The organism is Streptomyces sp. NPDC025651 (assembly GCF_055558735.1).
The window spans coordinates 22,964-48,172 of the sequence record NZ_JBVHLZ010000019.1 but is presented as its reverse complement, the minus strand read 5'-3'; the positions used below and the strand labels follow the sequence as shown (position 1 = coordinate 48,172).

Below are 25,209 nucleotides of genomic sequence, written 5' to 3'. Positions count from 1 at the left end.
GAGAGCGTTGCGGATCGTGCGGATCGCCAACTTCGTCACGCCCGCCTCCGGCGGACTGCGCACCGCGCTGCGGGAGTTGGGGCGCGGCTACCGGGCGGCCGGGCACGAGCCCCTGCTGATCGTGCCCGGTGAGCGGGCCTCGGTCGAGGACGGCGAGCAGGGGCGCGTCCTGACCGTGCCGGGGCCGCTGGTGCCCGGCAGCGGCGGCTATCGCGTCCTCGCGGACCGGCGCCGGGTCGCCCGGCTCCTGGAACGCCTCGCGCCGGACCGCCTGGAAGTCTGCGACCGGACCACGCTGCGCTGGACCGGGGCGTGGGCCAGGCGGGCCCGCGTCCCCGCCGTGATGGTCTCCCACGAGACGGCCGACGGGGTCCTGAGGACCTGGGGTCTGCCGCCCGGGGCCGCCCGGCGCGCGGCCGACGCCCTCAACTCCCGTACCGCACACGCCTACGCGCGCGTGGTGTGCACCACGCGGTGGGCCGAGCGGGAGTTCCTGCGGATCGGCGCGCGCAATGTCGTACGCGCCCCACTCGGCGTCGACCTCGCGCGCAGTCACCCGGGGCTGCGCGATCCACGCGTACGGGCCCTTCACGCGCGCGGGGACGAGGTGCTGCTCGTGCTGTGCTCCCGCCTCTCGGTGGAGAAGCGCCCGGGCACGGCCCTCGACGCCTTGGCGGAGTTGCGGGGGAGCGGGGTGCGGGCCGCCCTCGTCGTCGCGGGCGACGGGCCGCTGCGGGGCCGCCTGGAACAGCGGGCGCGGGAGCGGCGGTTGCCGGTGACCTTCCTCGGCCATGTCGCGGACTACGCGGAACTGGGCGCGCTGCAGGCCTCGGCGGACGTGTGCCTGGCACCGGGGCCCTGCGAGACGTTCGGGCTCGCCGCCCTGGAAGCCCTGGCGTGCGGCACCCCCGTGGTGGCCAGCGCCTCGTCCGCGCTGCCGGAGGTCGTCGGCGGTGCCGGAGCCGCGGCGCGCGACACGGGGGAGGGGTTCGCCCTCGCGGTGCGGGCCCTCCTCGCGCGCCCGGAACACACACGGCGCGGTGCGGCACGCGCGCGTGCGGAGCGGTTCGGGTGGGACGCGGCGGTCGCGGCCTTCCTCGCGGCACACGAGGCCTCGCCACGGGTCCTCGTACGGAACGGGAACGAGACGGAGGACTTCGCGTGAGGGGGACGACAGCCGTGAGGGCGACGGACGCGCAGGGGACGGACGCGAAGGGGAGGGAAGCGGGGGTGCGCGGAGACGCTGGGGCGGAGGTGCCCTGCCGGTTGGACACCGGGGCGGATGCGCCCTTCCGGTTCGTGGCGCTCGGGGACTCGCTCACCGAAGGGGTGGGGGACCCCGTGGGCGGGGCGTGGCGGGGGTGGGCCGCCCTGCTGGCCGAGGGGATCACCGGGGACGACGCGCCCGTGGAGTTCCACAACCTCGCCGTCAGCGGGGCCCTGACCATCGACGTGCTGGAGCGCCAGCTGCCCGCCGCGCTCGCCCTGCGGCCCGACCTCGTGTCCGTCGTCGTGGGCGTCAACGACACCCTGCGGCACACCTTCGACATCCATGACGTGGCCGCCCGCCTCGACGAGGTCTACGAGGCCTGTGCCGCCCGGGGAGCCGTGCTCCTGACCGCTTGTCTGCCCGACCCCGGCGCGATGCTCGGCCTGCCCGGCGCCCTGGCCCGTCCGCTGGCCCGCAGGCAGCGCGCGGTCAACGCCGTCGTCCACGCGCTCTCCGAGCGGTACGACGCCGTCCATCTGCACGCCGCGGAGGGCGACTTGGCCGCCGACCGGGCCCTGTGGAGCGCGGACCGGCTGCATCCGGGCGAGCGAGGTCACCGCCTCTTCTCGGCCCGCTGCCACGGCCTTCTCGCGGCGCGGGGGCTCGCCGCAGGCGCGGCGCCCGCGTGCGAGCCCGAACTGCCGCCGCCCACCCGGTCGGCGAGCCTGTGGTGGCTCGCCACCGCGGGCACCGGCTGGGTGGTGCGCCGCTGCACCGATCTGCTGCCCCAGCTCGTCGCCCTCGCGGCCGACGAGGTGCGGCACCAGGTGCGGGGCACCAGCGCCCGCCTCGACCACGGCTCCTCGCGCGCGGTGGCGTCGGCGCTGGCCGCGCTCGCGACCTGAGGGCGGCGCCCCCGTCGGTGCCTCCGCCGGTGCCGCCGTCAGCGCCGCATCAGCGCCGTCCGGCGCCGACAAAACGTACCGGCGTTCCCGGCCGCGCCTGGGCCGCCGCGGCGAGGTCGGCCTCCCGGACGACCGCCACCACCGGGTACCCCCCGGTGGTCGGGTGGTCGGCCAGGAAGACGACGGGCCTGCCGTCCGGCGGCACCTGGACGGCGCCCAACACCATCCCTTCGCTGGGCAGTTCGCCCTGGAGTGCGCGCTCAAGGGCGGGGCCTTCCGTGCGCAGGCCGATGCGGTTGCTCGCCGAGGACACCCGGTACGCGCGCGTGGTGAGCGTGCGCAGTGCCGACGCCGTGAACCACTCGGCGCGCGGCCCGAGCGTCACCCGCAGCACCAGCTCCTGGGGCGGCGCGGGCTGCGGAGCGGTGTCCACGCGCGCGTGCGTGACGGTGGGACGGCCCAGCGGCAGCACGGCCCCGTCCGCGAGCGGGGGCGGCCCGAGTCCGGAGAGGAGGTCCGTGGACCGGCTGCCGAGCACCGGATCGACGGTCACGCCTCCGTCGAGCGCGAGGTAGCCGCGCACTCCGGAGACGGCGGTTCCGATGTCCAGGAGCGCCCCCGCCGGTATCCGGACCGGTGCGCCCCAGGGAGCGGGGCGGCCGTCCACCGTCACCGGGCAGGGCGCGCCCGTGACGGCGACCGTGACGGGGCGGCGCGGGCGAACGGCACAGCCGTTGACGGTGGTCTCCAGGACGGCGGCTTCGGGCCGGTTGCCCACCAGGCGGTTGGCCAGACGGGCCGCGGGCGGGTCGAGGGCCCCGGAGCGGGGCACCCCGAGGTGCGCGTTCCCGGGGCGCCCGAGATCCTGCACGGTGGTCAGCGCGCCGGCCCGTACGACGGCGAAGGCACGATCGGTCATCGCGACTCCGGAGCCGAGTGAGCCGGGTGAGCCGGGTGAGCCGGGTGAGCCGGGTGTGTCGAGTGGGTCGGGTGAGCCGGGTGAACCAAGTGCTCCGGGTGCGCCGAAGACGCGGTGTCCGCCGCCACGAAGCGGACACGCACCCCGGGCGACAGCAGCGCGGCCGGCACGCGCGCGTGGTCCCACAGCACCACGTCCGTCGAGCCGATCAGCTGCCAGCCGCCGGGCGAGGCACGTGGATAGACGCCCGTGTAGGGGCCGGCCAGGGCGACGCTGCCCTCGGGCACGGACGTCCGGGGCGTCGCCCTGCGGGGCACCTCATAGCGCCCCGGCAGGCCGGTCAGATAGCCGAAGCCGGGCGCGAACCCGCAGAAGGCGACGCGGAATTCGGCCGCCGAGTGGATCCGCGCCACCTCGGGCACGGGCACCCCCCAGTGCGCCGCGACGTCCGCGAGATCAGGACCGTCGTACCGCACCGGGATCTCCAGGACGGCCTCCGCGCGCGCGGGCAGCGGCGGCACCTCCCAGCCGGGCAGCTCGGCCCCGACGCGGGCGGGCTCGTCGAGACCGTCGAGGAGCACCGTGCGGGCCGCGGGCACGATCTCCCGTACCCGCAAGGAGCCCGACGCGCGGCGGCGCAGCAGCTCGGCGTGGAGCGCCTGGGCCTCGGCGCCGTCGGCGAGCTCGACGAGCAGGGCCCGGTCGCCGACCGGCAGGACCCTCATGCGAAGGCCGCCACGCGGACGCCCGCCGACTCCAGCTCGGCCCGCACCCGGCGGGCCAGACCCACTGCCCCCGGAGTGTCGCCGTGCAGGCACAGGGACTGCGCGCGGACCGCGATCTCGTGGCCCCCGTGGGAGGTGACGACGCCGAGGCGGGCCATGCCGACGGACCGTTCGACGACGGTGTCCTCCTCCGTGAGGACCGCTCCCTCGCTGCCACGCGGAACCAATGTGCCCTCTTCGGTGTAGGCGCGGTCCGCGAACGCCTCGGTGACGACCGGGAGTCCGGCCTTCTCCGCCACCGCGAGGAGGCGTGACCCCGGCAGTCCCAGAAGGGGCAGCGAGGCGTCGGCGAGCAGTACGCCGTCGACGACCGCGCGGGCCTGGTCCTCGTCGTGGACGACGCGGTTGTAGAGCGCGCCGTGCGGCTTCACGTACGACACACGCGTGCCCGCCGCCCGCGCGAACACCTCCAAGGCGCCGATCTGGTACGCCACTTCGGCCGCGAGCTCGGCGGCGGGCACGTCCATGGCGCGCCGCCCGAAGCCCGCCAGGTCGCGGTAGGAGACCTGCGCGCCGATCCGCACCCCGCGCCCGGCGGCGAGATCGCACACCCTGCGCATGGTGGCCGCGTCCCCCGCGTGGAACCCGCAGGCCACATTGGCGCTGGTGACGACGGACAGCAACTCCTCGTCGTCGGTCAGGCGCCAGCGGCCGAAGCCCTCGCCGAGGTCGGCGTTGAGATCGATGGAGGCGGTGGTCATGTGCGTACAACTCCCGTGGTTCTCGAGGCGTGGCGTCAGGGGCGCGGGGGTCCTCACGCCACGCGGTACTGCTCGTCCCTGGCGTCGGTGACGAACATCCGGCCCGGTGCGTGCGTGATCGCGAAGGGCGGCCGCGACGCCATCACCGCGGCCTGAGGTGTCACCCCGCAGGCCCAGAACACCGGGATGTCGTCCGGTTCGAGGGCCACCGCCTCGCCGAAGTCGGGCCGGTCCAGGTGCTCGATGCCGAGCCCGCCGGGGTCACCGCAGTGCACGGGACTGCCGTGCACCGCGGGCATCAGGGCGCTCTCGCTGATGGCGTCGGCCAGGTGCCGGGGCGGCACCGGGCGCATCGACACCACCATCGGGCCGTGCAGGCGTCCCGCGGGGCGGCAGGGGCGCCCGGTGACGTACATGGGGACGTTGCGGCCCTGTTCGATGTGGCGCAGCGGGACACCGGCGTCGGCCAGCGCCCACTCGAAGGTGAAGCTGCAGCCGAGGAGGAACGTCACGAGGTCCTCGCGCCAGTGGCCGACGACGTCCGTGGGCTCCTCGGTCAACTCGCCGTCCTCCCAGACGCGGTAGAGCGGCAGGTCCGTGCGGAGGTCGGCGCCCGGCGCGAGCGGGGTGGCCCAGGAGCCCGCGTCCGTCACGTCGAGCACGGGGCAGGGCTTCGGATTGCGCTGGCAGAACAGCAGCATCTCGTACGCCCAGTCGGCGGGCACGGAGATGAGGTTGGCCTGGGTGAAACCGGGCGCCCACCCCGCCGTCGGACTCGTGTCGCCCGCGCGGAACCGCGCGCGGGCATCCTTGGCGCCGCGCGTCACAGGAGCTCCCTTCCTCGCGTCTCCGGGAGGCCGAGCAGGGCGAGGACGGCGAGGCCGTACCCCACGGCTCCGAAGACCAGTGCTCCGCCGACGCCCCAGCTGTCGGCGAGGAAGCCGACCATGGTGGGGAAGACGGCGCCCACCGCGCGGCCCGTGTTGTACGTGAAGCCCTGGCCCGTGCCCCGCACGGCGGCCGGATACAGCTCGCTGAGGAACGAACCGAAGCCGCTGAAGATCGCCGACATGCAGAAGCCCAGCGGGAAACCGAGCACAAGGAGAAGGCCGTTGGCCCCGTCCGGGATGTTCGTGTACGCCAGGATGCAGGCCGCGGAGAGGAACGCGAACAGCGTGATGTTCCGCTTTCGGCCGAGCTTGTCGGTGAGATAGCCGCCGGTCAGATAGCCGATGAAGGCGCCGGAGATCAGGAAGGCGAGGTACCCGCCGGTCCCGACGACGGTGAGGCCGCGGTCGGACTTGAGGTAGGTGGGCACCCAGGTGGCCAGCGTGTAGTAGCCGCCCTGCACACCCGTGGACAGGAGCACCGCGAAGAGCGTGGTGCGCAGCAGGCCCGGCTTGAAGATGGCCGTGAACGACCCCTTGTCGGCGCTCCTGCGCCGCTCCTCGGCGGCCTCCGGGGCGTCGTGCACGTTGCGCCGTACGTAGATCACGAGCAGGGCGGGCAGCGCGCCGGTCCAGAACATCACGCGCCAGGCGATGTCGTCGTCCAGGAACTGGAACACCAGGGTGTAGACGATCACCGCGAGACCCCAGCCCACGGCCCAGGAACTCTGGATCGCGCCCAGCGTGCGGCCGCGGTTCCTGGCGCTCGCGTACTCGGCGACCAGGATCGCGCCGACCGCCCACTCGCCGCCGAAGCCGAGGCCCTGGAGGGCGCGGAAGACGAGCAGCGTCTCGTAGTTGGGCGCGAAGCCGCAGGCCACGGTGAAGACCGCGTACGTGATGACCGTGATCATCAGCGCCTTGACGCGGCCGATCCGGTCGGCGACGACGCCCGCGACGGCACCGCCCACGGCGGAGACGACCAGCGTGACGGTGGTGAAGAGCCCGGTCTGGCCGCTGTCGAGGCCGAAGTAGGCGGCGAGGGCCACCATGCTCAGCGGCAGCGTGAAGTAGTCGTACGAGTCGAGGGCGTAGCCCCCGAAGGCGCCGGCGAAGGCGCGGCGGCCCCGCGGGCCGAGGGCGCGCAGCCAGCCGAACGCACCGCTGTCGTCGGGCAGTTCATCCTTCCCGGGGCGTATCTCGGCCGGGGCCGTCTTGGGTGGTGGGGTCGTGCTCATGGGCACCTCGCAGGTGAGGGACAGAGGGTGCTGGAGCGGTCGTGGAGGGGTGGAGCGGTGAACCGTGCCCGACAACGTAGAGGATCGTTGAACGATCCTTCAATACCCATGTTGTCTCGTTCTTGCATCTGCGATTGAATCCGGGCATGGCGGAGGGGATGGCTGACGTGAACGGACTGGCCGACGACCGCGCGCTCCTCGGGCGCACCAGCACGGCCGAGCGGGTCTCGGACATCCTCAGGAGCCGCATCGCCGAGGGCTACTTCCCGCCCGGGACGCGGCTCTCGGAGGACAGCATCGGCGGCGCCCTCGGCGTCTCGCGCAACACCCTGCGCGAGGCCTTCCGGCTGCTCACGCACGAGCGGCTCCTGGAGCACCAGCTCAACCGCGGGGTGTTCGTGCGCGTGCTGACCGAAGCGGACGTGGTGGACATCTACCGCACCCGCTCCCTCGTCGAATGCGCGGTCGTCCGCGGACTCGGCACGCCGCCGTACACGGTGGACGGGCTCGCCGACGCCGTGGCGGAGGGGCGGCGCGCCGCGCGCGAAGCCGACTGGAAAGGCGTCTCCACCGCCAACATCCACTTCCACCGGGAGCTCGTCGCCCTCGCCGGGAGCGAGCGCACCGACGAACTGATGCGCAGCGTCTTCGCCGAACTGCGCCTCGCCTTCCACGTGGTGGACGATCCCCGGCGGCTCCACGAGCCCTACCTGGTCCGCAACCGGCAGATCCTCCAGGCGCTCCAGGAGGGGCGGCGCGACGAGGCCGAGGCGCTGCTCGCCGAGTACCTCGACGACTCGCTGCGCAGGGTCGTCGACGCCTACGCGGGGCGCGTCGCCGAGGGGGAGCGGGCCGGCGGCTGAAGCCTGCCGGGCCGGGGAACGGGCCGGGAGCCGAGCTCAGCCCGGCCGGTGAAAGGGCAGGGAACCGAGCCCAGCCCCGCCGGTGAAAGGGCAGGGAACCGAGCTCAGCCCGGCCGGTGAAAGGGCAGGGGCGGGCCCTGCCGGGTCTGCGCCGTTTCGACCGTTGTCAGACCGAGGATCTAGTCTGTGCACCGTGACTTCGCCTGCCGTTACGGACACCGCTCCGCCCCAGCTCAGCGCGGGGCCGCGGCCCGCTCTGGGCCCGGCCGCCGACGAGGGCCTGGCGCGCCGCCTGCGCGCCCTCGCCTGCACGGCTCCGCTGCACGACCTCGACGTGCGCAAGGCCAACCTCGCGGGCGAGTACTCGGTGTACGCGATGGCGGAGGTGGCCCTCTCCGCCATCGACCTCGTCACGCTCAACATGGACTTCGACACCGGCGCCGACCACGAGCAGATCGTCGCCAGGCTGCTCCCGCGCGTCGCCGCCCAGGCCCCGCGGCGCCCGGCCGCCGAGCACGAGCGCGTGGCCCGCTGGGTCCTGGAGAACCTGATCAACGTCGGCAGCGTCGACCGCGGCTTCCGCGCGGTGTACGGCACGTTCGCGCCGGACGGCACATATGTCCGCAGGGACTACGACTTCAAGCTCCTCGAAGAGGTCCCCGGCTACGGCGGCAGCGTCTACCTGCGCACCACCGACGAGGCGGTCAACGTCCTGGTGGGCGCCCTCGACACGGACGTCACCAGCGCCCAGATCGCCGCCGAGGTGAAGCTGGAGGTCCTGATCAGCCGCGGCAGGCTCGCCGACGCCCAGCTCGCCGCCGAGCAGGCGCGCTACCGCACCGTGCAGTACTCGGAAACGCTCCGCAAGGCCCTCGACGCCACCCGGCGCAACGTCCGCGCGGTGGACTGGCTGCAGGCTGTTCCCGACATGATCGCGGAGGCGCTCGACCACGTTGCCGACCGCTACCGCCACGAGAACGCCATCCTGACCAACATCCGCAAGGCCCGCGACGAGTCCGAGGACCCGGAGCAGAAGCGCCGCGCGGCCGAGCTGGTGGACATCGTCAAGGACTGCATCCGCCGCCACACCCAACTGCAGTCCCGCCTCCTGGAGGCGGGCCCCCTGTTCCGCGCCGAGCAGGACCGGCAGGCCTTCGCCACCCCCACCGCGCGCGCGGGCCTCGATCTGTACGGGCAGCTCGTCGCCCCCCTCCTGCCGCTCCCCGCCGAGCAGGCGAGCCGCGTGACGGACGCCTTCTTCGCGCGCGGGACCGGCCTGCGCACACCGGTCTCCGTCCGCGTGGGCGACCTCGTCGACATACTGCTCACGCCGCCCATAGAGCGCGAGCACCTCGGCGTCGAGATGCCCGAGCCCGACCTCATCGCCACCCCGGACGACAGCCGCTTCAGCGAGGAGCAGCTCGCGAGCGCCATGGAACTGCTCGACCTGCCGTCGGACGCCCCGCGCCGCCTCTCCGGCCTGCTCGCCGAAGCCCGTGACCGCGACCCCGAACTGCCCTACCTGGTTGCTCTGTTGGCCGTGCACGCGGCAAGCCCGCCGGTCGGCACCGCCTACCGCCAGGGCGAGGAGAAGCTGCTCTTCGCCGTGGACGACGGCACCGAGCTCGACGACGAGGAGTTCGGCGGCGCCGACCTCATCGTCGGCACCGCTCTCCTGGACGCCGTCGGGATGGCGGCCGACCGGACGGAGGCCGCCTGATGCCCACCCGCCCGACGATCACGGGGCCGCAGCCCCCGGCTTCGCCCGCCGCACCGGCCCGGACCGGGCGGCGGCCCGTCGCCTTCCGGCCCACGGCCCCGTCGTCCTCCGCGGCCCCGTCGTCCGTGGCCCCGTCCGCCGCGACACCCCGCTTCACGACACCCCGCCTCACGACGCCCCGCACCCCCGGGGACGTACGACCGATCCACCGCCGCAAGGAGCACACGCCGTGACCGACCACCCCGCAGAGCACGCCGCGTGGGGCGAGCCGGACTCCACCGCGACGCCCGCCGCCACCGCGCCCGTCACCCCGGCCGACGCGGCCGACGCCGCGCGGCTCGTCGCCTTCGGCCTGCAGCCCAAGCTCCAGCCCGCCCGCGACCAGGAGTACGCGGAACTGCTCCGCCGCCACCGCGAGGACCCGCCCTTCGCGCGCCTCGCCGACGCCGTCGCCGCGGGGCTCGGCCTCGTCGTCCTGGAGGTGTCCCCGCGCGCGGGCATGGCCGTGACCGCCGCCGAGGACTCCGTCTTCGCCGTCCGCATGGGCGACTACGCCCGCCGTGCCGCGACCGACTCCACCGACCGCTTCCTGCACGGCCTCGCCCACCTCGCCGTCGCCGCCATGGCCTTCCCGCGCCCCGAGGACCTCGCCGACGACGGCTACATCGGCCGCGTCACGGTCAACGGAGTCGACGCGTTCGTGCGCCAGGCCTGCCACCGCCTGGAGGAGCGCGCCGCGGAGCAGGGCGAGAACACCGACCCGGCCACCGACGCCCCCGGCCTCGAAGCCGCCTGGCGGATCTGGGCCAGGCGCAGCTCGACCGGCGCCACCAAGGACGCCCGCCGCCTCGCCGGATCGACCACCGGCATCATCGGCAAGGCCGTCGCGTTCCTCACCGACTCCGGGTTCCTGCAGCGCACGGGGGACGACTCCGGAGGCACGTACCGCACCACCGCCCGCTATCAGCTCCAAGTCCGCGACATGGCGGGCAGCGCGGCCATGGCCGAACTCCTGGAGCTCGGCGTCGTGCCGGTCACCGACGGCTCGGCGACCCTGCTGCCGCCCGAAGACACCGACGACCTGGAGCTGGCCGCCGACGCGGGGCTGCCGTTCCACTCCTGACGCCGCCCGCGTCCCCGGCGGGCCTCCCCGGCCCGCCCCGCCCCCCAACTTCCTGCCGTTCCGCACGACTTACGACGAGAGTCCGCCGCCATGTACGAGCTGTCCCGGGTCCGCCTCTACTCCATCGGGCCGGCCGGTGCGCGCTACGCCGACACCGTGCTCGACCTGCGCGGCGTGGGCGCCGAGGTGCCCGACCCCGCGCCCACCCAGGCGGAGTTCTTCGAGGACGAACCGGTCGGCCCGCCGCGCCGCCCCGCGCCCGCCGGCGTGCTCTTCCTGGAGAACGGCGGCGGCAAGTCCGTCCTGCTCAAGCTGATCTTCTCGGTGATGCTGCCGGGTCACCGCAACACCCTCGGCGGCGCCAGCTCCGGCGTGCTGCGCAAGTTCCTGCTCGCCGACGACTGCGGGCACGTCGCCCTGGAGTGGCAGCACACCCTCACCGGCGAGTGCGTGGTCGTCGGCAAGGTCAGCGAATGGCGCGGCCGGCAGGTCTCCAACGACCCGCGCAAGTTCGCCGAGGCCTGGTACTCCTTCCGGCCGGGACCCGGCATGAGCCTGGACTCGCTGCCCGTCGCCGAGTCCACCGCCGTGCGGCCGTCCGCGGAGGGCGCGTCGGGCGCCCAGGGGCGGCGGCGCACCATGAAGGGCTTCCGCGACGCCATGACCGAGGCGGTCAAGGCGTACCCCCACCTCGAAGTCCACTGGGAAGAGATCCACGACCGCTGGAACGAACACCTCGGCGACCTGGGCCTGGACCCCGAACTCTTCCGCTACCAGCGGGAGATGAACGCCGACGAGGGCGAGGCCGCGGGCCTCTTCGCCGTCAAGAAGGACTCCGACTTCACCGACCTGCTGCTGCGCGCCGTCACGGACACCCGCGACACGGACGGCCTCGCCGACCTCGTCCACGGCTTCGGCAACAAGCTCGGCCGCCGCGCCGAGCTGATGGCCGAGCGGGACTTCACCGCCGGCTCCGTCGACCTGCTCGGGCGCATCGTCGACGCCGCCGACACCCGGGCACGCGCGCGTGACGTGCACGCGGCCGCCGAGCGCCGCACCAGGACGCTGGCCCGCAGGCTCTCCGCGCGCGGCGTCGAGGAGCGGGGCCGCGCCGCCGACCTCGCCGAGCAGGTCACCGCCGCCGCCCACACCGTCACCGAGGCCGAGCGGGCCCGCGGCAAGAGCGCCCTCATCTCCGCCGAACTGGCCTACCGCCACGCCTCCTTGGCGCTCACCGTCGCCGAGAAGGCCGCCGCCGCCCAGCGCCGCGAACTCGTCGAGGCACGCACGCTGCACTCCGCCTGGCAGGCCGCCGAGGCCGTGCTCCGCCACCGCGCCGCCGCCGACCGCTCCGCGCGCGTGGCCGCGGCGATCCGCGAGGCCGAGCGCGACGCGGCGCCCGCCCTGGCCGCCCGCGCGAAGGCCGCGTCCGACCTCGTGCGCGCCCTGCACACCGCCGCCGAAGGCGCCGAGAACCTCGCCAACGAAGAGGAGGAGCGCTCCGCCGCCCTCCAGGAGACCGGCGAGACCGCCCACCGCGACGCCACCGCCGCCGCCACCGAGGCCCAGCGCGCCCGCAGCGAGGCGGGGCACCTCAAGCAGCGCCTCGCCGAGGTGGAGCAGGAGACCGCGGAGGCGGTGCGCGCGGGCTGGATCGACGACACCGCGCCCGACGCCGACCCGGCCCGCGCCGCGCTCGCCGCCAGCGACGCCGAGAAGACCACCGTCGCCGCCTGGGACACCGCGCGCGAGGCCGCACGCCGGGCCGCCGACCACGCCAAGGAGGCGGCCGCGGCCGAGGCCCGCGCCGAGCTGACCGCGGCCCGCGCCTCGGACGCCGCGACCGCCGCCGAGGCCGCCCACGACGCGGAGCGCCGCGCCGCCGGGTCCATCGCCCAGGACCCGCGGATCGCCGAGCTGCTGAGCCTGCCGGGAGGCGGTGGCGGGGTGCCGCAGCCCCGCCAGGGAGCCGAAGGGTCCGAAGGCTCCGAAGAGACGGGTTCGGGCGAAGGCGCCCTCTCCGTAGAGGAGTTGGACCGCTCCGCCGACGACCTGCGCACCCTCCTCGAAGAGGGCGTCGCCTCCGCCGAGCGGCAGCTGTTCGAACTGCGCACCGCCGCCGCCGACGACTCCCGCATCCTCGGCGCCCTCGGTGACGGAGGCCTCCTCCCGCCCGGACCCGACGTGCTCGCCACCGTGGAGTTCCTCGGCGAGCACGGCATCCCCGCGCTGCCCGGCTGGCGCTATCTCGCCCAGGCCGTCGACCCCGCCGACCACGCGCGCGTGCTCGCCGCCCGGCCCGAGCTCGTCGACGGCGTGGTCATCACCGACCCCGACACGCACGCCCGCGCCCGCGACGCCCTCGCGGACGCCGCCCTGCTGCCCCGCTCCGCCGTCGCCGTCGGCACCGCCGCCGCTCTCCTCGCCCCCACCCCGGGCGAACAGGCGGCGGACAGCGGCGTCTTCCTCGTACCGCCGAACCCGGCCATGCACGACGAGCACGCCGCCGACGAGGAGCGGCAGGCGCTGCGGCAGCGCGCCGCGCAGCGGGACGACGAGATCCGGGCGCTCGCCGTCCGCCTCGCCAAGGACCGCGAGCTCGCCGCCCGCCTGACCTCCTGGCGCGGCGGCTGCCCGAGCGGCCGCCTCGCCGAGCTCGCCGCCGCGGCCCGGGAAGCGCGCGCCTTCGCCGAAGAGGCCGAGGCCGAGCTGGCCGAGGCTCGCACCGCGCGCGCCGAAGCCGACGAGGCCGCGGGCGAGGCTGCACGCGTGCGTGACGAACGCCAGGAGGCGGCCCAGCGCGCCCGCCGCGCCGCCGACGCCCTCGCGGGCCTCGCGTTCCGGCTCCGTGAGCGGGCAGGATGGCAGGCCAAGCTGCGCGAACTGGCCGACGACGCGGTCGAGTCCGAGGCCCGCGCCCAGACCTGCCTGGACCGTGCCCGCGCCGCCGACGAGGACCGCCGCGCCGCCCAGCGCGCCGCCGACGACGCCCGCCGCACCGCCCGCGCGCTGCGCGCCGAGCGCGCCGAGATCGCGGGCGCCCCCGAGGACGTACCGGAGGAGAGCGAGGCCCCCAAGGCGTCGCTGCCCGCCCTGCGCGAGGCCTACCGCGCCGCCTCCCAGCTCTACGAGAAGGTCGGCGTCGGCGCCGACCTCCGCGCCGAACAGGCCCGCGCCGAGAGCGACGAGAGCGCGGCCCTCGCCGAGCTCGACCGGCTCAGCAACAAGGTCCGCACCCGCGCCGCCCTCCTCCTCGAAGGCCCGGACGGCTCCGACGGCCCGTCCCGGCAGGCCGCCGCCGCGCGCGCGGAGGCCCAGGTGCAGCTCATCGAGGCGCGGGCCTCCACCGCCAGCGAGCAGCTCGGCCGCCTGCGCGGAGAGGCCGAGCGGCACGCCCCCGAGGACGGCGAGGCCCACACCGAGCTCCCCGAAGGCCTCGTCCCCGCCGACGCCGAGCAGGCCCAGGCCCTGCTGCGCACGGCCACCGGCGAACTGGCCGCGCACACCGAGGCGTTGAGCCGCGCCAAGGAGGCCCACGCCGCCCTGCTGCACACCCACCGCGTCACCGAGGACGCGGCAGGCGGCTTCGACGAGACCGCGGCCCTGCTGCGCGACCTCCTGCGCGAGCACCAGGAGGAAGAGGGCGAGGAGGCCCCCGAGGCCTACCCCGGCTCCCTCGAAGAGGCCCGCCAGTCCGCCGCAGAGGCCCGCCGCTCCCTGCGCGGCTGCGCCGCCGATCTGTCGGCCGCCGAGTCCGCCGTCCGCGAGGCCAGCGACATCCTCGTACGCCACGCGAACTCGACCCGGTACGAGCAGGTGCGCACCCCCGCCCGTCAGCAGATCCGCGAGCTGCCCGCCTCCGCGCTGCCCGAGCACGCCAAGAAGTGGGCCGACGCCTTCGCGCCCCGACTGCGCGTCCTCACCGACGAGTTGGAGCAGCTGGAGCGCAACCGCGACAGCATCGTCGACCGGCTGCGCGGCCTCGTCGAGTCCGCCCTCGCGACCCTGAGGTCCGCCCAGCGCCTCTCCCGCCTGCCCGAGGGCCTCGGCGAGTGGTCGGGGCAGGAGTTCCTGCGCGTCCGCTTCGAGGAGCCCGACCAGGCCACGCTCGTCGAGCGGCTCGGCGAGGTCATCGACGAGGCCACGCGCGCCGCCGTCAAGAAGAACTCCGACATGCGGCGCGACGGAATGTCCCTGCTGCTGCGCGGAGTCCAGGCCGCCCTGGAGCCGCGCGGCGTCGCCGTGGAGATCCTCAAGCCGGACGCCGTGCTGCGCGCCGAGCGCGTGCCGGTCGGGCAGATGGGCGACGTGTTCTCCGGCGGCCAGCTGCTCACCGCCGCCATCGCCCTGTACTGCACGATGGCCGCCCTGCGCAGCAACGACCGCGGCCGTGACAAGCACCGGCACGCGGGCACGCTCTTCCTGGACAACCCCATCGGCCGCGCCAACGCGACGTACCTCCTGGAGCTCCAGCGGGCCGTCTCGGACGCGCTCGGCGTGCAGCTGCTCTACACGACCGGCCTGTTCGACACGACCGCGCTCGCGGAGTTCCCGCTGGTCATCCGGTTGCGCAACGACGCGGACCTGCGGGCGGGCCTGAAGTACATCAGCGTCGAGGAGCACCTGCGTCCGGGCCTGCCGCAGCAGGACCCGGACGGCGAGACGGTGCACGGGGAGATCACGGCGACGCGGATGTACAAGCGCCCGACGACCCCCGCATAGCGTCCCGCACGGTCACTCCGTAGCGAGCTGTTTCGTGAGCCACTCGTGGAACAGCCCGATGTGGTGCTCGGTCGGTACCAGTACCCCGCCCTCGCGGTAGGCGCGTGACGCCATCGCGGGCTGGGTGCGCTCGCAGGCCGCGAAGTCCTGGGCGTTGACCCGGTGGAAGAGCTCCACGGACTTCGTCAGATCGGCTCCGGAGGCGACGACGTCGGGTGCGTACAGCCAGTCGCACTCGACGACCGTGCGGTCCTCGGCCAGCGGGAACATCCGGTGCAGGATCACGTGGTCGGGGACGAGGTTGACGAACACGGTCGGCTTCACGGTGATCGCGTAGTAGCGGCGGTCCTGGTCCTCGGAGACCTCGGGAAGGCGGCCGAAGCCAGCGCTGCCGTCGACCGTGAAGCCGCCGACCTCCTCGCCGAACGCGGCGCCGTGCCCGACGTAGTACTGGGCGGCGAACCCGTCCGCGAACTCCGGCAGGACGTCGGTGAGTTCGGGGTGGATCGTCGCGCAGTGGTAGCACTCCATGAAGTTCTCGACGATCAGCTTCCAGTTGGCGCGTACGTCGTAGGTGATGCGCCTGCCGAGCGCGAGCCGCTCGGTTCCGTAGCGCTCGATCGACGCCGCGTCCCCGAGGCGCTCGACCGCGGCGCCGATCACGGTCTCCTCGAAGGAGGGCGGCTCGTCGGCCAGGCACACCCAGGCATAGCCCAGCCACTCCCGCAGGGCCACCTTCACCAGGCCGTACGCGGCGCGGTCCACGTCCGGCATCTTCGTCAGGTTCGGCGCGGCGACCAGGCGCCCTTCGAGGTCGTACGTCCATGCGTGGTACGGGCACTGGAGGGCGCGCCGCACCCGGCCCGACTCCTCGGTGCACAGGCGGGCGCCGCGGTGGCGGCAGACGTTGAGGAAGGCGCGCAGCTCCCCGGTGCGCGCGCGGGTGACCAGGACGCTCTCCCGGCCGACCTGGACGGTGCGGAAGGTGCCGGGTGCGTCGAGGTCGGCGGAGCGCACCGCGCAGATCCAGAGCGCTTCGAAGACGCGCTCCTGTTCCTGCCGGAAGATCTCCGGGTCGGTGTAGGAGGAGCCGGGGAGGGTCGCGATGAGGCTCGGCGGCAGGGCGGGGGTCGTCGTCACGGTTGTCGTACTCCTCACGCGGGCGCGGGCGCTGCCGTGAGCCGGCTGGGGTCGAAGAGCTCGATCGGATGTCCGGTGGTGCCGTCCAGGGCCAGGTCGGCGACGATCTCGCCGACCACGGGCACGAACTTGAACCCGTGCCCGGAGAACCCGGCCGCGACGGTCACCGAACCGGGGTGTGCCGGGTGGCGCGCGATGACGAAGTGCTCGTCGGGGCTGTTGGAGTACATGCAGGTGGCGGCCTTGAGGAAGCGGCCGGGCAGGTCGGGGATCAGCCGGGCCACCTGCTCGGCCATCGCGGCGACCTCGTGGTCGTGGACCGTGCGTTCGATCGTCTCGGGCGTGCAGGGGGTGCCCTTGCGGAAGAAGGCGACCTTCGCGCCGAGGCCCGGCCCGTCGATGGCGGGGAAGCCGTACACCTGGACCCCCTCCGCGTCCTCCCAGATGTAGATCGGGTGGTTCTCCGGCCGGAAGGGCTCCACGCCGCCGGTGGGCTGGAACCAGTGCATGATCTGCCGCTCGACGGTGAACGGCACCCCGAGGTCGGTGAGGAGCTCAGGCGCCCACGCACCCGGGCAGATCACCAACTGGCCCGCGGTGTGGACGTCTTCGGCGGTGTGCACGCGGACGCCGTCCCGGTACGGCTCCCAGCGCGTCATCGGTTCCTCGAAGTGCAGGTCGGCGCCCTGTCGCGTCGCCAGCTGAAGGTGCGCGGCCACGGTGTTCTCGGGGCGGACGAGCCCCGCCCGCGCCTCGTACAGTGCCACCTCGTCGGCGCGCGGGGTCAGGGTCGGGAAGCGGCGGCGGATCTCCTTGGCGTCGAGCATCTCGTGGGGCAGGTCCCAGCGCTCGGCCGAGAGGCGCGAGCCGGAGACCGTGCGGCTGTCGGGGCGGCCCACCATCACGCCGCCGCACAGGGTGGCGATGTCGCGGCCGGTGTCGCGTTCGAGGCGGTCGTAGAGCTCGTAGGCGCGCAGGAGCAGCGGTACGTACGCGGGGTCCTCGAAGTAGGACTGGCGGGTGATGCGCGAACCGCCGTGGCTGGAGCCGCGGTTGTGGACCGGGCCGAACTTCTCCAGGCCGAGGACGCGGGCGCCGCGCGCGGACAGGTGGTGGGCGGCGGCGCTGCCCATGCCGCCGAGGCCGATCACGATCACGTCGTAGGTGGGGGACATGGGGAGGCTCCTCGCGGCTAGCGGCGGATGCGGGTCATCTCCGGGTCGAACAGGGGCTCTTCGGCGACCGTCGCGGGAACCTTCTCGCCGAAGTACTCGACGTGCACGCCCGTGCCCGTCTCCAGCGGCGGCAGCCAGGCGTACGCGACGCAGCGGCCCAGGGTGTACCCGTAGGAGGCGCTGGTGACGTACCCGGCAGGGGCGCCGTCGACGTACACGGGCTCCTTGCCGAGGACGACGGCGGCGGGGTCGTCGAGCAGGAGAGGGGTCAGCCTGCGCCGGGGCCTTCCGAGCTCCTCCAGCGCCGAACGGCCCACGAAGTCGCCCTTGTTCATGCGGACCGCGAAGCCGACGCCCGCCTCGTAGGGGTGGTGTTCGGTGGTCATGTCCTGGCCCCAGGCGCGGTAGCCCTTCTCCAGGCGCAGACTGTTGAAGGCGGACCGCCCGGCCGCGATCACGCCGTGCTCGCGCCCCGCTTCCCACAGCGTGTCCCAGAGGCGGAGCCCCAGATCGGCGGTGGTGTACAGCTCCCAGCCCAGTTCACCGACGTAACTCAGCCGCATCGCGGTCACCGGGACGTGCCCGATGTATGTCTCCTTGGCCTTGAAGTAGCCGAACGCCTCGTGCGAGAAGTCGTCGCGGGTGAGCGGCTGGACGAGCGCGCGGGCCAGCGGCCCCCAGACGCCGACGCAGCAGGTCCCCGAGGTGATGTCCCTGATGTGGACGTCCCTGGGGGCGTGCCGGAGCAGCCAGTCCAGGTCGGTGGGGGAGTTGGCGCCCACCTGGAAGCGGTCGGGCGCGAGGCGGGCGACGGTCAGGTCGGAGCGGATGCCGCCCGCCTCGTCGAGGAGGAGGGTGTACGTCACCGAACCGGGCTTCTTGGCGAGGTTGTTGGTGGTCATGCGCTGCAGGAAGGCGAGGGCGCCGGGTCCTGTGACCGCCAGGCGGCGCAGCGGCGTCATGTCGTAGAGGGCGACCTTCTCGCGGGTGGCGCGCGCCTCGGCCGCCGCGATCGGTGACCAGTGGCGCGCGGCCCAGGCGTCGCGCTCGGGCGCCTCGATGCCCTCGGCCAGGGGGGAGTTGGCCTCGTACCAGTGCGGGCGCTCCCAGCCGCCGCCCTCCAGGAAGACCGCGCCCAGCTCCTGCTGGCGGGCGTGGAAGGGGCTGACCCGTAGGGGGCGCGGCCGGTCCATCGGCTGGAGCGGGTGGATCACGTCGTAGACCTCGACGAACTGCTGCGCGCCGCGTTCGGCGACGTACGCGGGGGAGCGCTGGGCGTCCTCGAAGCGGGTCAGCTCGCAGTCGTGCAGGTCGAGCGAGGGACGCCCGTCGACCATCCACTCGGCGACGGCCCTGGCGACGCCCGCGGAGTGCGTGACCCACACGGCCTCCGCGAGCCAGAAGCCGCGCAGGGCACGGGACTCGCCGAGCACCGGCATGCCGTCGGGCGTGAAGGAGAAGACGCCGTTGAACCCCTCGGTGACCTCGGTCCCCTTCAGGGCGGGGAGCAGCCACCTGCAGTCCTCCCAACTGGGCGCGAAATCCTCCTCGGTGAAGGGGTACGAGGACGGCATGTCCTCGGAGTCGTCGTACGCCGGGACCGTGAAGGGATCGACGGGCAGCGGACGATGGGCGTACGAGCCGATGCCGATGCGGTCCGTGTGCTCGCGGAAGTACAGGTCGCGGTCCTGGAAGCGGAGGATCGGGCGCGAGGCCTCCGTACGCGGATCGTTGACGCCGGCGAGCTCGGGCAGGGGCGCCGTCTTCGCGTACTGGTGGGCGAGCGGGAGCAGAGGGACGTCGACGCCCGCCAGCCGCCCGATCACCGGGCCCCAGAATCCGGCCGCGGAGACGACGTGGTCGGCGGGGAAGGCGCCGCGGTCGGTGACGACGCCGGTGACGCGGCCGCCGTCCCGCTCGATGCCCGTCACGATGTGCCGGTCGAGAAATCGTGCTCCACGCGCGCGTGCCCGCTCCATCTGCGCGCGGCAGGCCGGTACGGCGCGGGCCAGACCGTCGTCGGGCGTGTACAGGCCGCCGTACACCTTGGTCTCGTCCAGGAGCGGCCACAGCTCCTTGCAGCGCGCCGGGCCCACGAGTTCGGCGCGCACGCCCCAGGACGCGGCGAGCCCCGCCTTGCGGTGCAGGTCGGACCAGCGTTCGGGCGTGGTGGCGAGTTCGAGGCCGCCGACGGGGTGGAAGCAGGGCAGCCCGTCCGACTCCAGGGCGCCGAACTTCTCCACGGTGTACGCGGCGAAGGCGGTCAGGGTCTTGGACGGGCTCGTCCGGAAGACCAGGCCCGGCGCGTGCGAGGTGGAGCCGCCCGGCGCGGGCAGCGGCCCCTGCTCCAGGACGGTGACGTCGGTCCAGCCGCGCTCGGTGAGCTCGTCGGCGAGGGAGCAGCCGACGACGCCGGCGCCGATGACGACGACGCGGGGGCCTTGGGGCCGGGCGGTGGGCACGGGGTCTTGGGGCTGGGCGGTGGGCCCGGGGCTCTGAGACTGGACGGGCTGGGTGCCGGGGCCCCTGGTGTCGCTCACAGGACCACCACCGATCGCAGCACCTCGCCCCGGTGCATCCGCGCGAACGCCTCCTCCACCTGGTCCAGGGTGATGGTCTCGGAGACGAAGCCGCCCAGGTCGAGGCGGCGGGTGAGGTACTGGTCGACGAGGATCGGGAAGTCCCGGGTGGGCAGACAGTCTCCGTACCAGGACGACTTGAGGGCACCGCCGCGCGAGAACAGGTCGATCAGCGGCAGATCGATCGTCATCTCCGGATCGGGCACCCCGACCTGGACGAGCACGCCCGCGTGGTCGCGCATGTAGAAGGCCTGCTGGTACGTGGTGGGGATGCCGACAGCGTCGATCGCGACGTCGACGCCGTGGCCGCCGGTCAGCTCGCGAACCGCCGCAACCGGGTCCGTGCCACGGGAGTTGACGGTGTGCGTGGCCCCGAACCGGGTCGCGCCGTCCAGCTTCGCGTCGTCGATGTCGACGGCGATGACGCGGCGGGCCCCGGCCAGTGACGCCCCGGCGATCGCCGCGTTGCCGACGCCGCCGCAGCCGATGACCGCCACGGTGTCGCCGCGGCCCACCTCGCCGGTGTTCACGGCGGCGCCGTACCCCGCCATCACGCCGCAGCCGATCAGGGCCACCGCCTCGGGGCGCGCCGCGGGGTCGACCTTCACGGCCTGGCCCGCGGCCACCAGGGTCTTCTCGGCGAAGGCGCCGATGCCGAGGGCGGGGCTGAGCGGGGTGCCGTCCAGGAGCGTCATGGGCTGCGCGGCGTTGCGGGAGTCGAAGCAGTACCAGGGGCGGCCCCGCAGGCAGGACCGGCAGGACCCGCAGGGCGCGCGCCAGGCGATCACGACACAGTCGCCGGGGACGAGGTCGGCGACGTCCGTGCCGACCGCCTCGACGGTGCCGGCCGCCTCGTGGCCGAGCAGGAACGGGAAGTCGTCGTTGATCGCGCCCTCCCGGTAGTGCAGATCCGTGTGGCAGACCCCGCAGGCCTGCACGGAGACGAGTACCTCTCCCGGGCCGGGATCTGGCACGACGATCGTCTGCACCTCGACGGGTGCGCCCTTTTTCACGGCGACGACGGCACGGACCTCGTGGGGCACGGCCAGACTCCTCTGCTGTTGCGCATGACGGGAAGACGTTGCGGCGGCGCGGGACGGGAGACGGTATTGCCGGTGTGTTGCGCACTGCACGATCGGTTGCGCTATGAGAGACATACTGGGAACGCCATCAAGAGGCCGTCAAGAGGGTGGAGTTAAGCGTTCGTAAATCCGTGGGGGTGTGCTGGAGCGAGGCCGTGGGGGCGCGGCGGAACAGGGCCGTGGGGCGCGGTGGGACGAGGTGCGGGGCGCGATGGGACTCGGCCGCGGGGCGCGGCGGAACGAGGCGCGGGGCACGGGGGAGCGAGGCCGACACGCGCCAGGGCGGGGCCAGGAGTTCCCTGGCCCCGCCCTGTCTTCGTCCTCGTCTTTGCCTCTGCCCAGCTCCTCGCCCCTGTCTTCGCCCTGGGCTCAGAAGCCGTACCCCATCCGCCGCGAGAGCTCCACGGAGGCCGCGACCGTGCGCTTGGCGAGCTCGGTCAGCCGGTCCTCGGTGAGGCGGTAGACGGGCCCCGACGCGCTGAGCGCGCCGATCACCTTGCCGTCGTGCGCGCGCACGGGCGCGGCGACGGCGGCCAGGCCCACCTCCAACTCCTCGACGGCGACGGCGAATCCCTGCTCCGTCACGGTGTCGAGCTCACCGCGCAGCGCCACCGTGCCGGTCACCGTGTGCTCGGTCAGGCGCGGCAGCGTGCGGGCTATCAGACCCTCGCGCAGCGTCGTCGGCAGATGCGCGAGCAACACCTTGCCGCTGGACGTGGCGTGCAGCGGGGTGCGCCGGCCGAGCCAGTTCTGCGCGGTGACCGACGCCGGGCCCCTGGCCTGCATGATGTTGACCGCCGCGTCGTCGTCCAGGACCGCGATGTTGACCGTCTCGCCCAGCTCGTCCGCGAGTTCGCGGCAGACCGGGCCGCCTTCCTGCGAGATGTCCATGCGCACTGCCGCCGCCCCCGCCAGGCGGAGTACGCCCGCACCCAGGAAGTACTTCCCCCGGTCCTTCGCCTGGCCGACGAGGCCGCGGTTCTCGAGTACGCCGAGCAGCCGGAAGGCCGTCGACTTGTGGACGCCCAACTCGTCGGCTATCTCGGTGACTCCGGCCTCCCCGTGGCGCGCGAGGATCTCCAGAACGCTCACCGCGCGGTCCACGGACTGGACGGATCCGGCGGCTCCCTTCGGCTGCCGCTCCCGTGGTTCCTGGTGTGTCTCCCTGTCCTGATCAGCCTGTTTCCGCGTGCCCGTCATATCTGAACTCTCACCACCTGGCGGCCTGTTGAAGCCGCGTATGCGGGAAGCCCTTGACGCGGTGGGCGCCCCGACCGGATTCTGTTGCGCATAGCGCTCCCTCGTGCGCCATGCGAAACATCATGTTACCGAAGGGTCTTGGCCCCAGAAGGGGCGAGGACCGGGCCGAACGACACCAAGAGGGGGGCCCATGATTCCCGTATGCCGCCTCGAAGACCTCCCCGCGGGCGAGTCCGTCCGCCTCGACACCACGCCGCCCGTCGCGGTGTTCAACGCCGACGGCGAGCTCTTCGCCATCGACGACACATGCAGCCACCAGGACGCGTCCCTGTCCGAGGGATGGCTTGAGGGCTGTCTGGTCGAATGCCCGCTGCACGCCGCCTCATTCGATCTGCGTACGGGCCGGCCCACGTGCCTGCCTGCCCGCCGGTCCGTACGTACCCACCAGGTGTACGTCGAGGACGGCATGATCCATGTGAGCCTGACCGTCACCGAAGAGGGGTCCGCCGCGTGAGCGTCGGCGGCGCGGGGCGGATGAGGACCGTCACCGTGGTCGGCGCCTCGCTCGCCGGGCTCTACGCGGCGCGGGAGCTGCGCGCCCAGGGTTTCGACGGCCGCCTGGTCGTCGTCGGGGCGGAACCGCACCAGCCGTACGACCGGCCACCGCTGTCCAAGGACTTCCTCACCGGAGGTTCGGCCGGAGGTGTGGGTGGAGCCGCGGGCGGAGGATCGAGTGGAGGTGCGGGCGGAGCCACGGGTGGAGGTGCGGATGACGGCCAACTCGCCCTGTCCGACGCGGAGGAGAGCGCGGAGCTCGCCGCCGAGTGGATTCTCGGCACGCGCGCGCGTGCCCTGGACGCACGGGACCGCACCGTCCTCCTCGACGACGGCCGCACCCTGGCGTCCGACGGCGTGGTGATCGCCACCGGGGCGTCCGCGCGCCCCCTGCCCGGGCCCCGGCTCGCGGGCGTCCACACCCTGCGAACCCTGGACGACGCCCGCGCGCTGCGGGCGGAGCTGACCTGCGGGCCGCGGCGCGTCGTGGTGATCGGCGGCGGCTTCATCGGGGCGGAGACCGCGTCCTCGTGCGTGGCGCTCGGGCATGACGTCACGGTCGTGGAGGCCGCGCCGCTGCCGCTCGTGGCCCAACTGGGGGCCGAGATGGCCTCGGTGTGCGCGGGGCTGCACGCGCGGGGCGGGGCGCGGCTGTTGGCGGGAGTCGGGGTCGCGGGGCTGCGGGGCGGAGCGGAGACGGTTGCCATGGGCGATGGCGGCGCCGTGACCGCAGGCGACAGCAGCGCTGTGACGGCGGTGGAGCTTGCCGACGGCCGGGTGTTGCCCGCTGATGTGGTCGTCGTGGGCATCGGGGCGGTACCCAACACCGCGTGGCTCGCGGGTTCACCCCTCGCCGTGGACGACGGAGTCCTGTGCGACGACGGCTGTGTCACCGCCCTCCCGCAGGTCGTCGCGGTGGGGGACGTCGCCAGGGTGGGCGGCATCCGCGCCGAGCACTGGACGAGCGCCACGGAGCAACCCCGTACCGCCGTAAGGAACTTGCTGGCCGGTCGCACGGTCGCGACGGCGCGCCCGCTGCCGTACTTCTGGTCGGACCAGTACGGCTCCCGCGTCCAGTTCGCGGGGCGGAGGAGCGAGGGCGACACCGTACGCGTGGTCGAGGGCTCGCCGGACGCCCTCGACAAGGGCGGTTTCCTGGCCGTTTACGAACGGGAGGGCCGAACGGCAGCAGTGGTGGCGATCGACCGGCCCCGACCGTTCATGAGAGCACGCAGAGAGCTGGCGGCAGCTCGGACGCCGGAGGGCGCGGGGGAGCCGGCGGGGGGGGCTGAGGAGGGGCCGGGAGCGGGGAGGCGCTGAGGCGTACGGACGCGCTGAGGCGTACGGACGCGCCGAAATACCCGGAAGCCCGGCCGGAGCGCCGATGCGCTGCGGCGACGGGAGGAGCCAACCGCAGGCCGCTTTCACGTGCCGATCCTCGCCGCGCACCGACTCGGCGGCGCGACACCTACCCTGCCAACCCCGGCATCCAGGAGCGCGACAGCTACCCGGCGCACCCTCCACTCAGGAGTGCGACAACTGCCCTGCCCCGCCCCGCCTTCGTATCCGCTCCTTGCCGCGCGCCGCGGCCCGTGCCTGACGTCGGGCCCGGCGCCGCTCGCGCCGCAGCTGCCGCGCCGTGCTGCTCGGCATCGACACGACTCCGTGCCGTTGGTTCCACACCTGACGGGTCACCCATACGTCGAGCACGCCCCAGGTGGCCACGACCGTGCTGGCCACGCTGCTGAGGACCATGGGGAAGGAGAGCCAGGACCCGGCGAGCGTGCACAGGACGGCGATCATCGCCTGCACCAGCGTGGCCGCCACTATGATCACGGCCCGCACGGCGGCCGTGCGCACCGGATCGGGCAGTCGCCGTCTGCGGGCAGGCTCCTCGACCCACAACGACGGCCGTGACGCCGGGCGTTCACGCTCCCTGGGCACTGCCTCCCTCGGTACTGCCTCGCACGGAGCCGCCTCCCGCGGCACCGCACCCCACGCCGCCGCGACCTCGTCAAGCGCCGCCTTGCCGGCCGGCGCCGCCTGGCGCGCCGATGCCGCTTCGTCCGCCCCCGCGGCCGTCCGCCCCGCGGGGCCGGACGCGCCGCTCCCGGGTGTCGCGCTCCCGGACGCCCTGTGGCGCTCTGCCGTGCCCATCATTTCGTCACTCCCCCCGCTTCCTCGCGGCCGTTCATCGAGCATCCTCAGGTCCTCGGGTCGGTCCTCGTTCCTCGGTCCTCGGGCCGGTCCTCCGTCCTCAGACAGGTCCTCCGTCCTCAGTCCGGCCCTCGGCCCTCACGCCCAACTCACCTGTGGCTGCCCGTTTTACTGCGCTTTATGTCGCCTGCCCGGCGCCGTGCCCCAGACCCGCGGCTCTCTTCCTGTTGGACGAGCGGGAGATCGGA

General features: G+C 74.0%; 18 protein-coding genes and 2 pseudogenes. 9 read left to right on the top strand and 11 right to left on the bottom strand.

Features of this window, described 5'->3' with window-relative positions:
• The first annotated feature begins 16 nt into the window (after positions 1-16).
• Both ACZ4D5_RS40655 and ACZ4D5_RS40650 read left to right on the top strand, forming a co-directional pair.
• Complete coding sequence (locus tag ACZ4D5_RS40655; RefSeq protein WP_467777539.1) at positions 17-1,165, top strand: glycosyltransferase; 1,149 nt, start codon at positions 17-19, stop codon at positions 1,163-1,165.
• Between the two features lie 101 nt (positions 1,166-1,266).
• Positions 1,267-2,115, top strand: a complete 849-nt coding sequence (locus tag ACZ4D5_RS40650) for an SGNH/GDSL hydrolase family protein (protein WP_467777602.1) — start codon at positions 1,267-1,269, stop codon at positions 2,113-2,115.
• A gap of 49 nt (positions 2,116-2,164) precedes the next feature.
• Here the strand turns inward: ACZ4D5_RS40650 and ACZ4D5_RS40645 are convergent, their stop codons facing one another.
• The 5 genes and pseudogenes from ACZ4D5_RS40645 to ACZ4D5_RS40625 all read right to left on the bottom strand — a co-directional run bounded on the left by ACZ4D5_RS40645 (position 2,165) and on the right by ACZ4D5_RS40625 (position 6,645).
• Positions 2,165-3,034, bottom strand: coding sequence for a 5-oxoprolinase subunit C family protein (locus ACZ4D5_RS40645; RefSeq protein ID WP_467777538.1), 870 nt, complete (start codon positions 3,032-3,034; stop codon positions 2,165-2,167).
• A 119-nt stretch (positions 3,035-3,153) separates the two neighbouring features.
• Positions 3,154-3,759 (bottom strand): annotated as a pseudogene (locus ACZ4D5_RS40640) (5-oxoprolinase subunit B family protein); the annotation flags it as partial.
• On the bottom strand, positions 3,756-4,520 hold the full coding sequence (locus ACZ4D5_RS40635) for a LamB/YcsF family protein (protein ID WP_467777537.1): 765 nt from the start codon (positions 4,518-4,520) through the stop codon (positions 3,756-3,758). The pseudogene ACZ4D5_RS40640 and the gene ACZ4D5_RS40635, both read right to left, overlap by 4 nt.
• 53 nt (positions 4,521-4,573) lie before the next feature.
• Positions 4,574-5,332, bottom strand: a pseudogene (locus ACZ4D5_RS40630) (putative hydro-lyase); the annotation flags it as partial.
• An 11-nt stretch (positions 5,333-5,343) separates the two neighbouring features.
• A complete protein-coding gene (locus ACZ4D5_RS40625; protein ID WP_467777536.1) occupies positions 5,344-6,645 on the bottom strand; it encodes an MFS transporter in 1,302 nt (433 codons plus the stop codon).
• 158 nt (positions 6,646-6,803) lie between these two features.
• On the opposite strand from ACZ4D5_RS40625, the gene ACZ4D5_RS40620 reads away from it, so the two are divergent.
• The 5 genes from ACZ4D5_RS40620 (at position 6,804) to ACZ4D5_RS40600 (ending at position 15,073) form a co-directional block, all read left to right on the top strand.
• A complete protein-coding gene (locus ACZ4D5_RS40620) occupies positions 6,804-7,508 on the top strand; it encodes a GntR family transcriptional regulator (protein WP_467777535.1) in 705 nt (234 codons plus the stop codon).
• A gap of 193 nt (positions 7,509-7,701) precedes the next feature.
• Positions 7,702-9,228, top strand: a complete 1,527-nt coding sequence (locus ACZ4D5_RS40615) for a hypothetical protein (protein WP_467777534.1) — start codon at positions 7,702-7,704, stop codon at positions 9,226-9,228.
• On the top strand, positions 9,228-9,461 hold the full coding sequence (locus ACZ4D5_RS40610; RefSeq protein ID WP_467777533.1) for a hypothetical protein: 234 nt from the start codon (positions 9,228-9,230) through the stop codon (positions 9,459-9,461). The genes ACZ4D5_RS40615 and ACZ4D5_RS40610 overlap by 1 nt, the downstream gene beginning before the upstream one ends.
• Positions 9,458-10,351 carry a hypothetical protein gene (locus tag ACZ4D5_RS40605; protein WP_467777532.1) on the top strand — a complete coding sequence of 298 codons (894 nt, stop codon included), beginning with the start codon at positions 9,458-9,460 and terminating at the stop codon, positions 10,349-10,351. The genes ACZ4D5_RS40610 and ACZ4D5_RS40605 overlap by 4 nt, the downstream gene beginning before the upstream one ends.
• Before the next feature lie 90 nt (positions 10,352-10,441).
• Positions 10,442-15,073 carry a coiled-coil domain-containing protein gene (locus tag ACZ4D5_RS40600; RefSeq protein WP_467777531.1) on the top strand — a complete coding sequence of 1,544 codons (4,632 nt, stop codon included), beginning with the start codon at positions 10,442-10,444 and terminating at the stop codon, positions 15,071-15,073.
• Between the two features lie 12 nt (positions 15,074-15,085).
• Here the strand turns inward: ACZ4D5_RS40600 and ACZ4D5_RS40595 are convergent, their stop codons facing one another.
• The 5 genes from ACZ4D5_RS40595 to ACZ4D5_RS40575 form a co-directional block, all read right to left on the bottom strand.
• The gene (locus tag ACZ4D5_RS40595; RefSeq protein WP_467777530.1) at positions 15,086-16,213 is read right to left on the bottom strand and encodes an aromatic ring-hydroxylating oxygenase subunit alpha; all 1,128 of its coding nucleotides are present in this window, start codon (positions 16,211-16,213) and stop codon (positions 15,086-15,088) included.
• Positions 16,214-16,227: 14 nt separating this feature from the next.
• Positions 16,228-17,388, bottom strand: coding sequence for an N-methyl-L-tryptophan oxidase (gene solA, locus ACZ4D5_RS40590; RefSeq protein ID WP_467777529.1), 1,161 nt, complete (start codon positions 17,386-17,388; stop codon positions 16,228-16,230).
• Between the two features lie 17 nt (positions 17,389-17,405).
• Positions 17,406-19,850, bottom strand: a complete 2,445-nt coding sequence (locus tag ACZ4D5_RS40585) for a GcvT family protein (RefSeq protein ID WP_467777601.1) — start codon at positions 19,848-19,850, stop codon at positions 17,406-17,408.
• Between the two features lie 74 nt (positions 19,851-19,924).
• Entirely contained in the window at positions 19,925-21,010 is a 1,086-nt protein-coding gene (locus tag ACZ4D5_RS40580; protein ID WP_467777528.1) for an S-(hydroxymethyl)mycothiol dehydrogenase, read from the bottom strand.
• A 408-nt stretch (positions 21,011-21,418) separates the two neighbouring features.
• A complete protein-coding gene (locus ACZ4D5_RS40575; protein ID WP_467777527.1) occupies positions 21,419-22,249 on the bottom strand; it encodes an IclR family transcriptional regulator in 831 nt (276 codons plus the stop codon).
• A gap of 190 nt (positions 22,250-22,439) precedes the next feature.
• Here ACZ4D5_RS40575 and ACZ4D5_RS40570 point away from each other — a divergent pair, with 190 nt between their 5' ends.
• Together ACZ4D5_RS40570 and ACZ4D5_RS40565 are read left to right on the top strand one after the other, a co-directional pair.
• Positions 22,440-22,763, top strand: coding sequence for a bifunctional 3-phenylpropionate/cinnamic acid dioxygenase ferredoxin subunit (locus ACZ4D5_RS40570; protein WP_467777526.1), 324 nt, complete (start codon positions 22,440-22,442; stop codon positions 22,761-22,763).
• Positions 22,764-22,783: 20 nt separating this feature from the next.
• Positions 22,784-24,124, top strand: a complete 1,341-nt coding sequence (locus ACZ4D5_RS40565; protein WP_467777600.1) for an NAD(P)/FAD-dependent oxidoreductase — start codon at positions 22,784-22,786, stop codon at positions 24,122-24,124.
• A 204-nt stretch (positions 24,125-24,328) separates the two neighbouring features.
• Here ACZ4D5_RS40565 and ACZ4D5_RS40560 read toward each other — a convergent pair whose 3' ends face one another.
• Complete coding sequence (locus tag ACZ4D5_RS40560; RefSeq protein WP_467777599.1) at positions 24,329-24,961, bottom strand: hypothetical protein; 633 nt, start codon at positions 24,959-24,961, stop codon at positions 24,329-24,331.
• Between the last annotated feature and the right edge of the window lie 248 nt (positions 24,962-25,209).

Excerpts from the sequence above, each read along its gene's own strand:
- ACZ4D5_RS40645 (WP_467777538.1), bottom strand. The coding sequence starts at position 3,034 with ATGACCGATCGTGCCTTCGCCGTCGTACGGGCCGGCGCGCTGACCACC.
- ACZ4D5_RS40635 (WP_467777537.1), bottom strand. The coding sequence starts at position 4,520 with ATGACCACCGCCTCCATCGATCTCAACGCCGACCTCGGCGAGGGCTTC.
- ACZ4D5_RS40625 (WP_467777536.1), bottom strand. The coding sequence starts at position 6,645 with ATGAGCACGACCCCACCACCCAAGACGGCCCCGGCCGAGATACGCCCC.
- ACZ4D5_RS40620 (WP_467777535.1), top strand. The coding sequence starts at position 6,804 with ATGGCTGACGTGAACGGACTGGCCGACGACCGCGCGCTCCTCGGGCGC.
- ACZ4D5_RS40610 (WP_467777533.1), top strand. The coding sequence starts at position 9,228 with ATGCCCACCCGCCCGACGATCACGGGGCCGCAGCCCCCGGCTTCGCCC.
- ACZ4D5_RS40600 (WP_467777531.1), top strand. The coding sequence starts at position 10,442 with ATGTACGAGCTGTCCCGGGTCCGCCTCTACTCCATCGGGCCGGCCGGT.
- solA (WP_467777529.1), bottom strand. The coding sequence starts at position 17,388 with ATGTCCCCCACCTACGACGTGATCGTGATCGGCCTCGGCGGCATGGGC.
- ACZ4D5_RS40575 (WP_467777527.1), bottom strand. The coding sequence starts at position 22,249 with ATGACGGGCACGCGGAAACAGGCTGATCAGGACAGGGAGACACACCAG.
- ACZ4D5_RS40570 (WP_467777526.1), top strand. The coding sequence starts at position 22,440 with ATGATTCCCGTATGCCGCCTCGAAGACCTCCCCGCGGGCGAGTCCGTC.
- ACZ4D5_RS40565 (WP_467777600.1), top strand. The coding sequence starts at position 22,784 with ATGAGGACCGTCACCGTGGTCGGCGCCTCGCTCGCCGGGCTCTACGCG.
- ACZ4D5_RS40560 (WP_467777599.1), bottom strand. The coding sequence starts at position 24,961 with ATGGGCACGGCAGAGCGCCACAGGGCGTCCGGGAGCGCGACACCCGGG.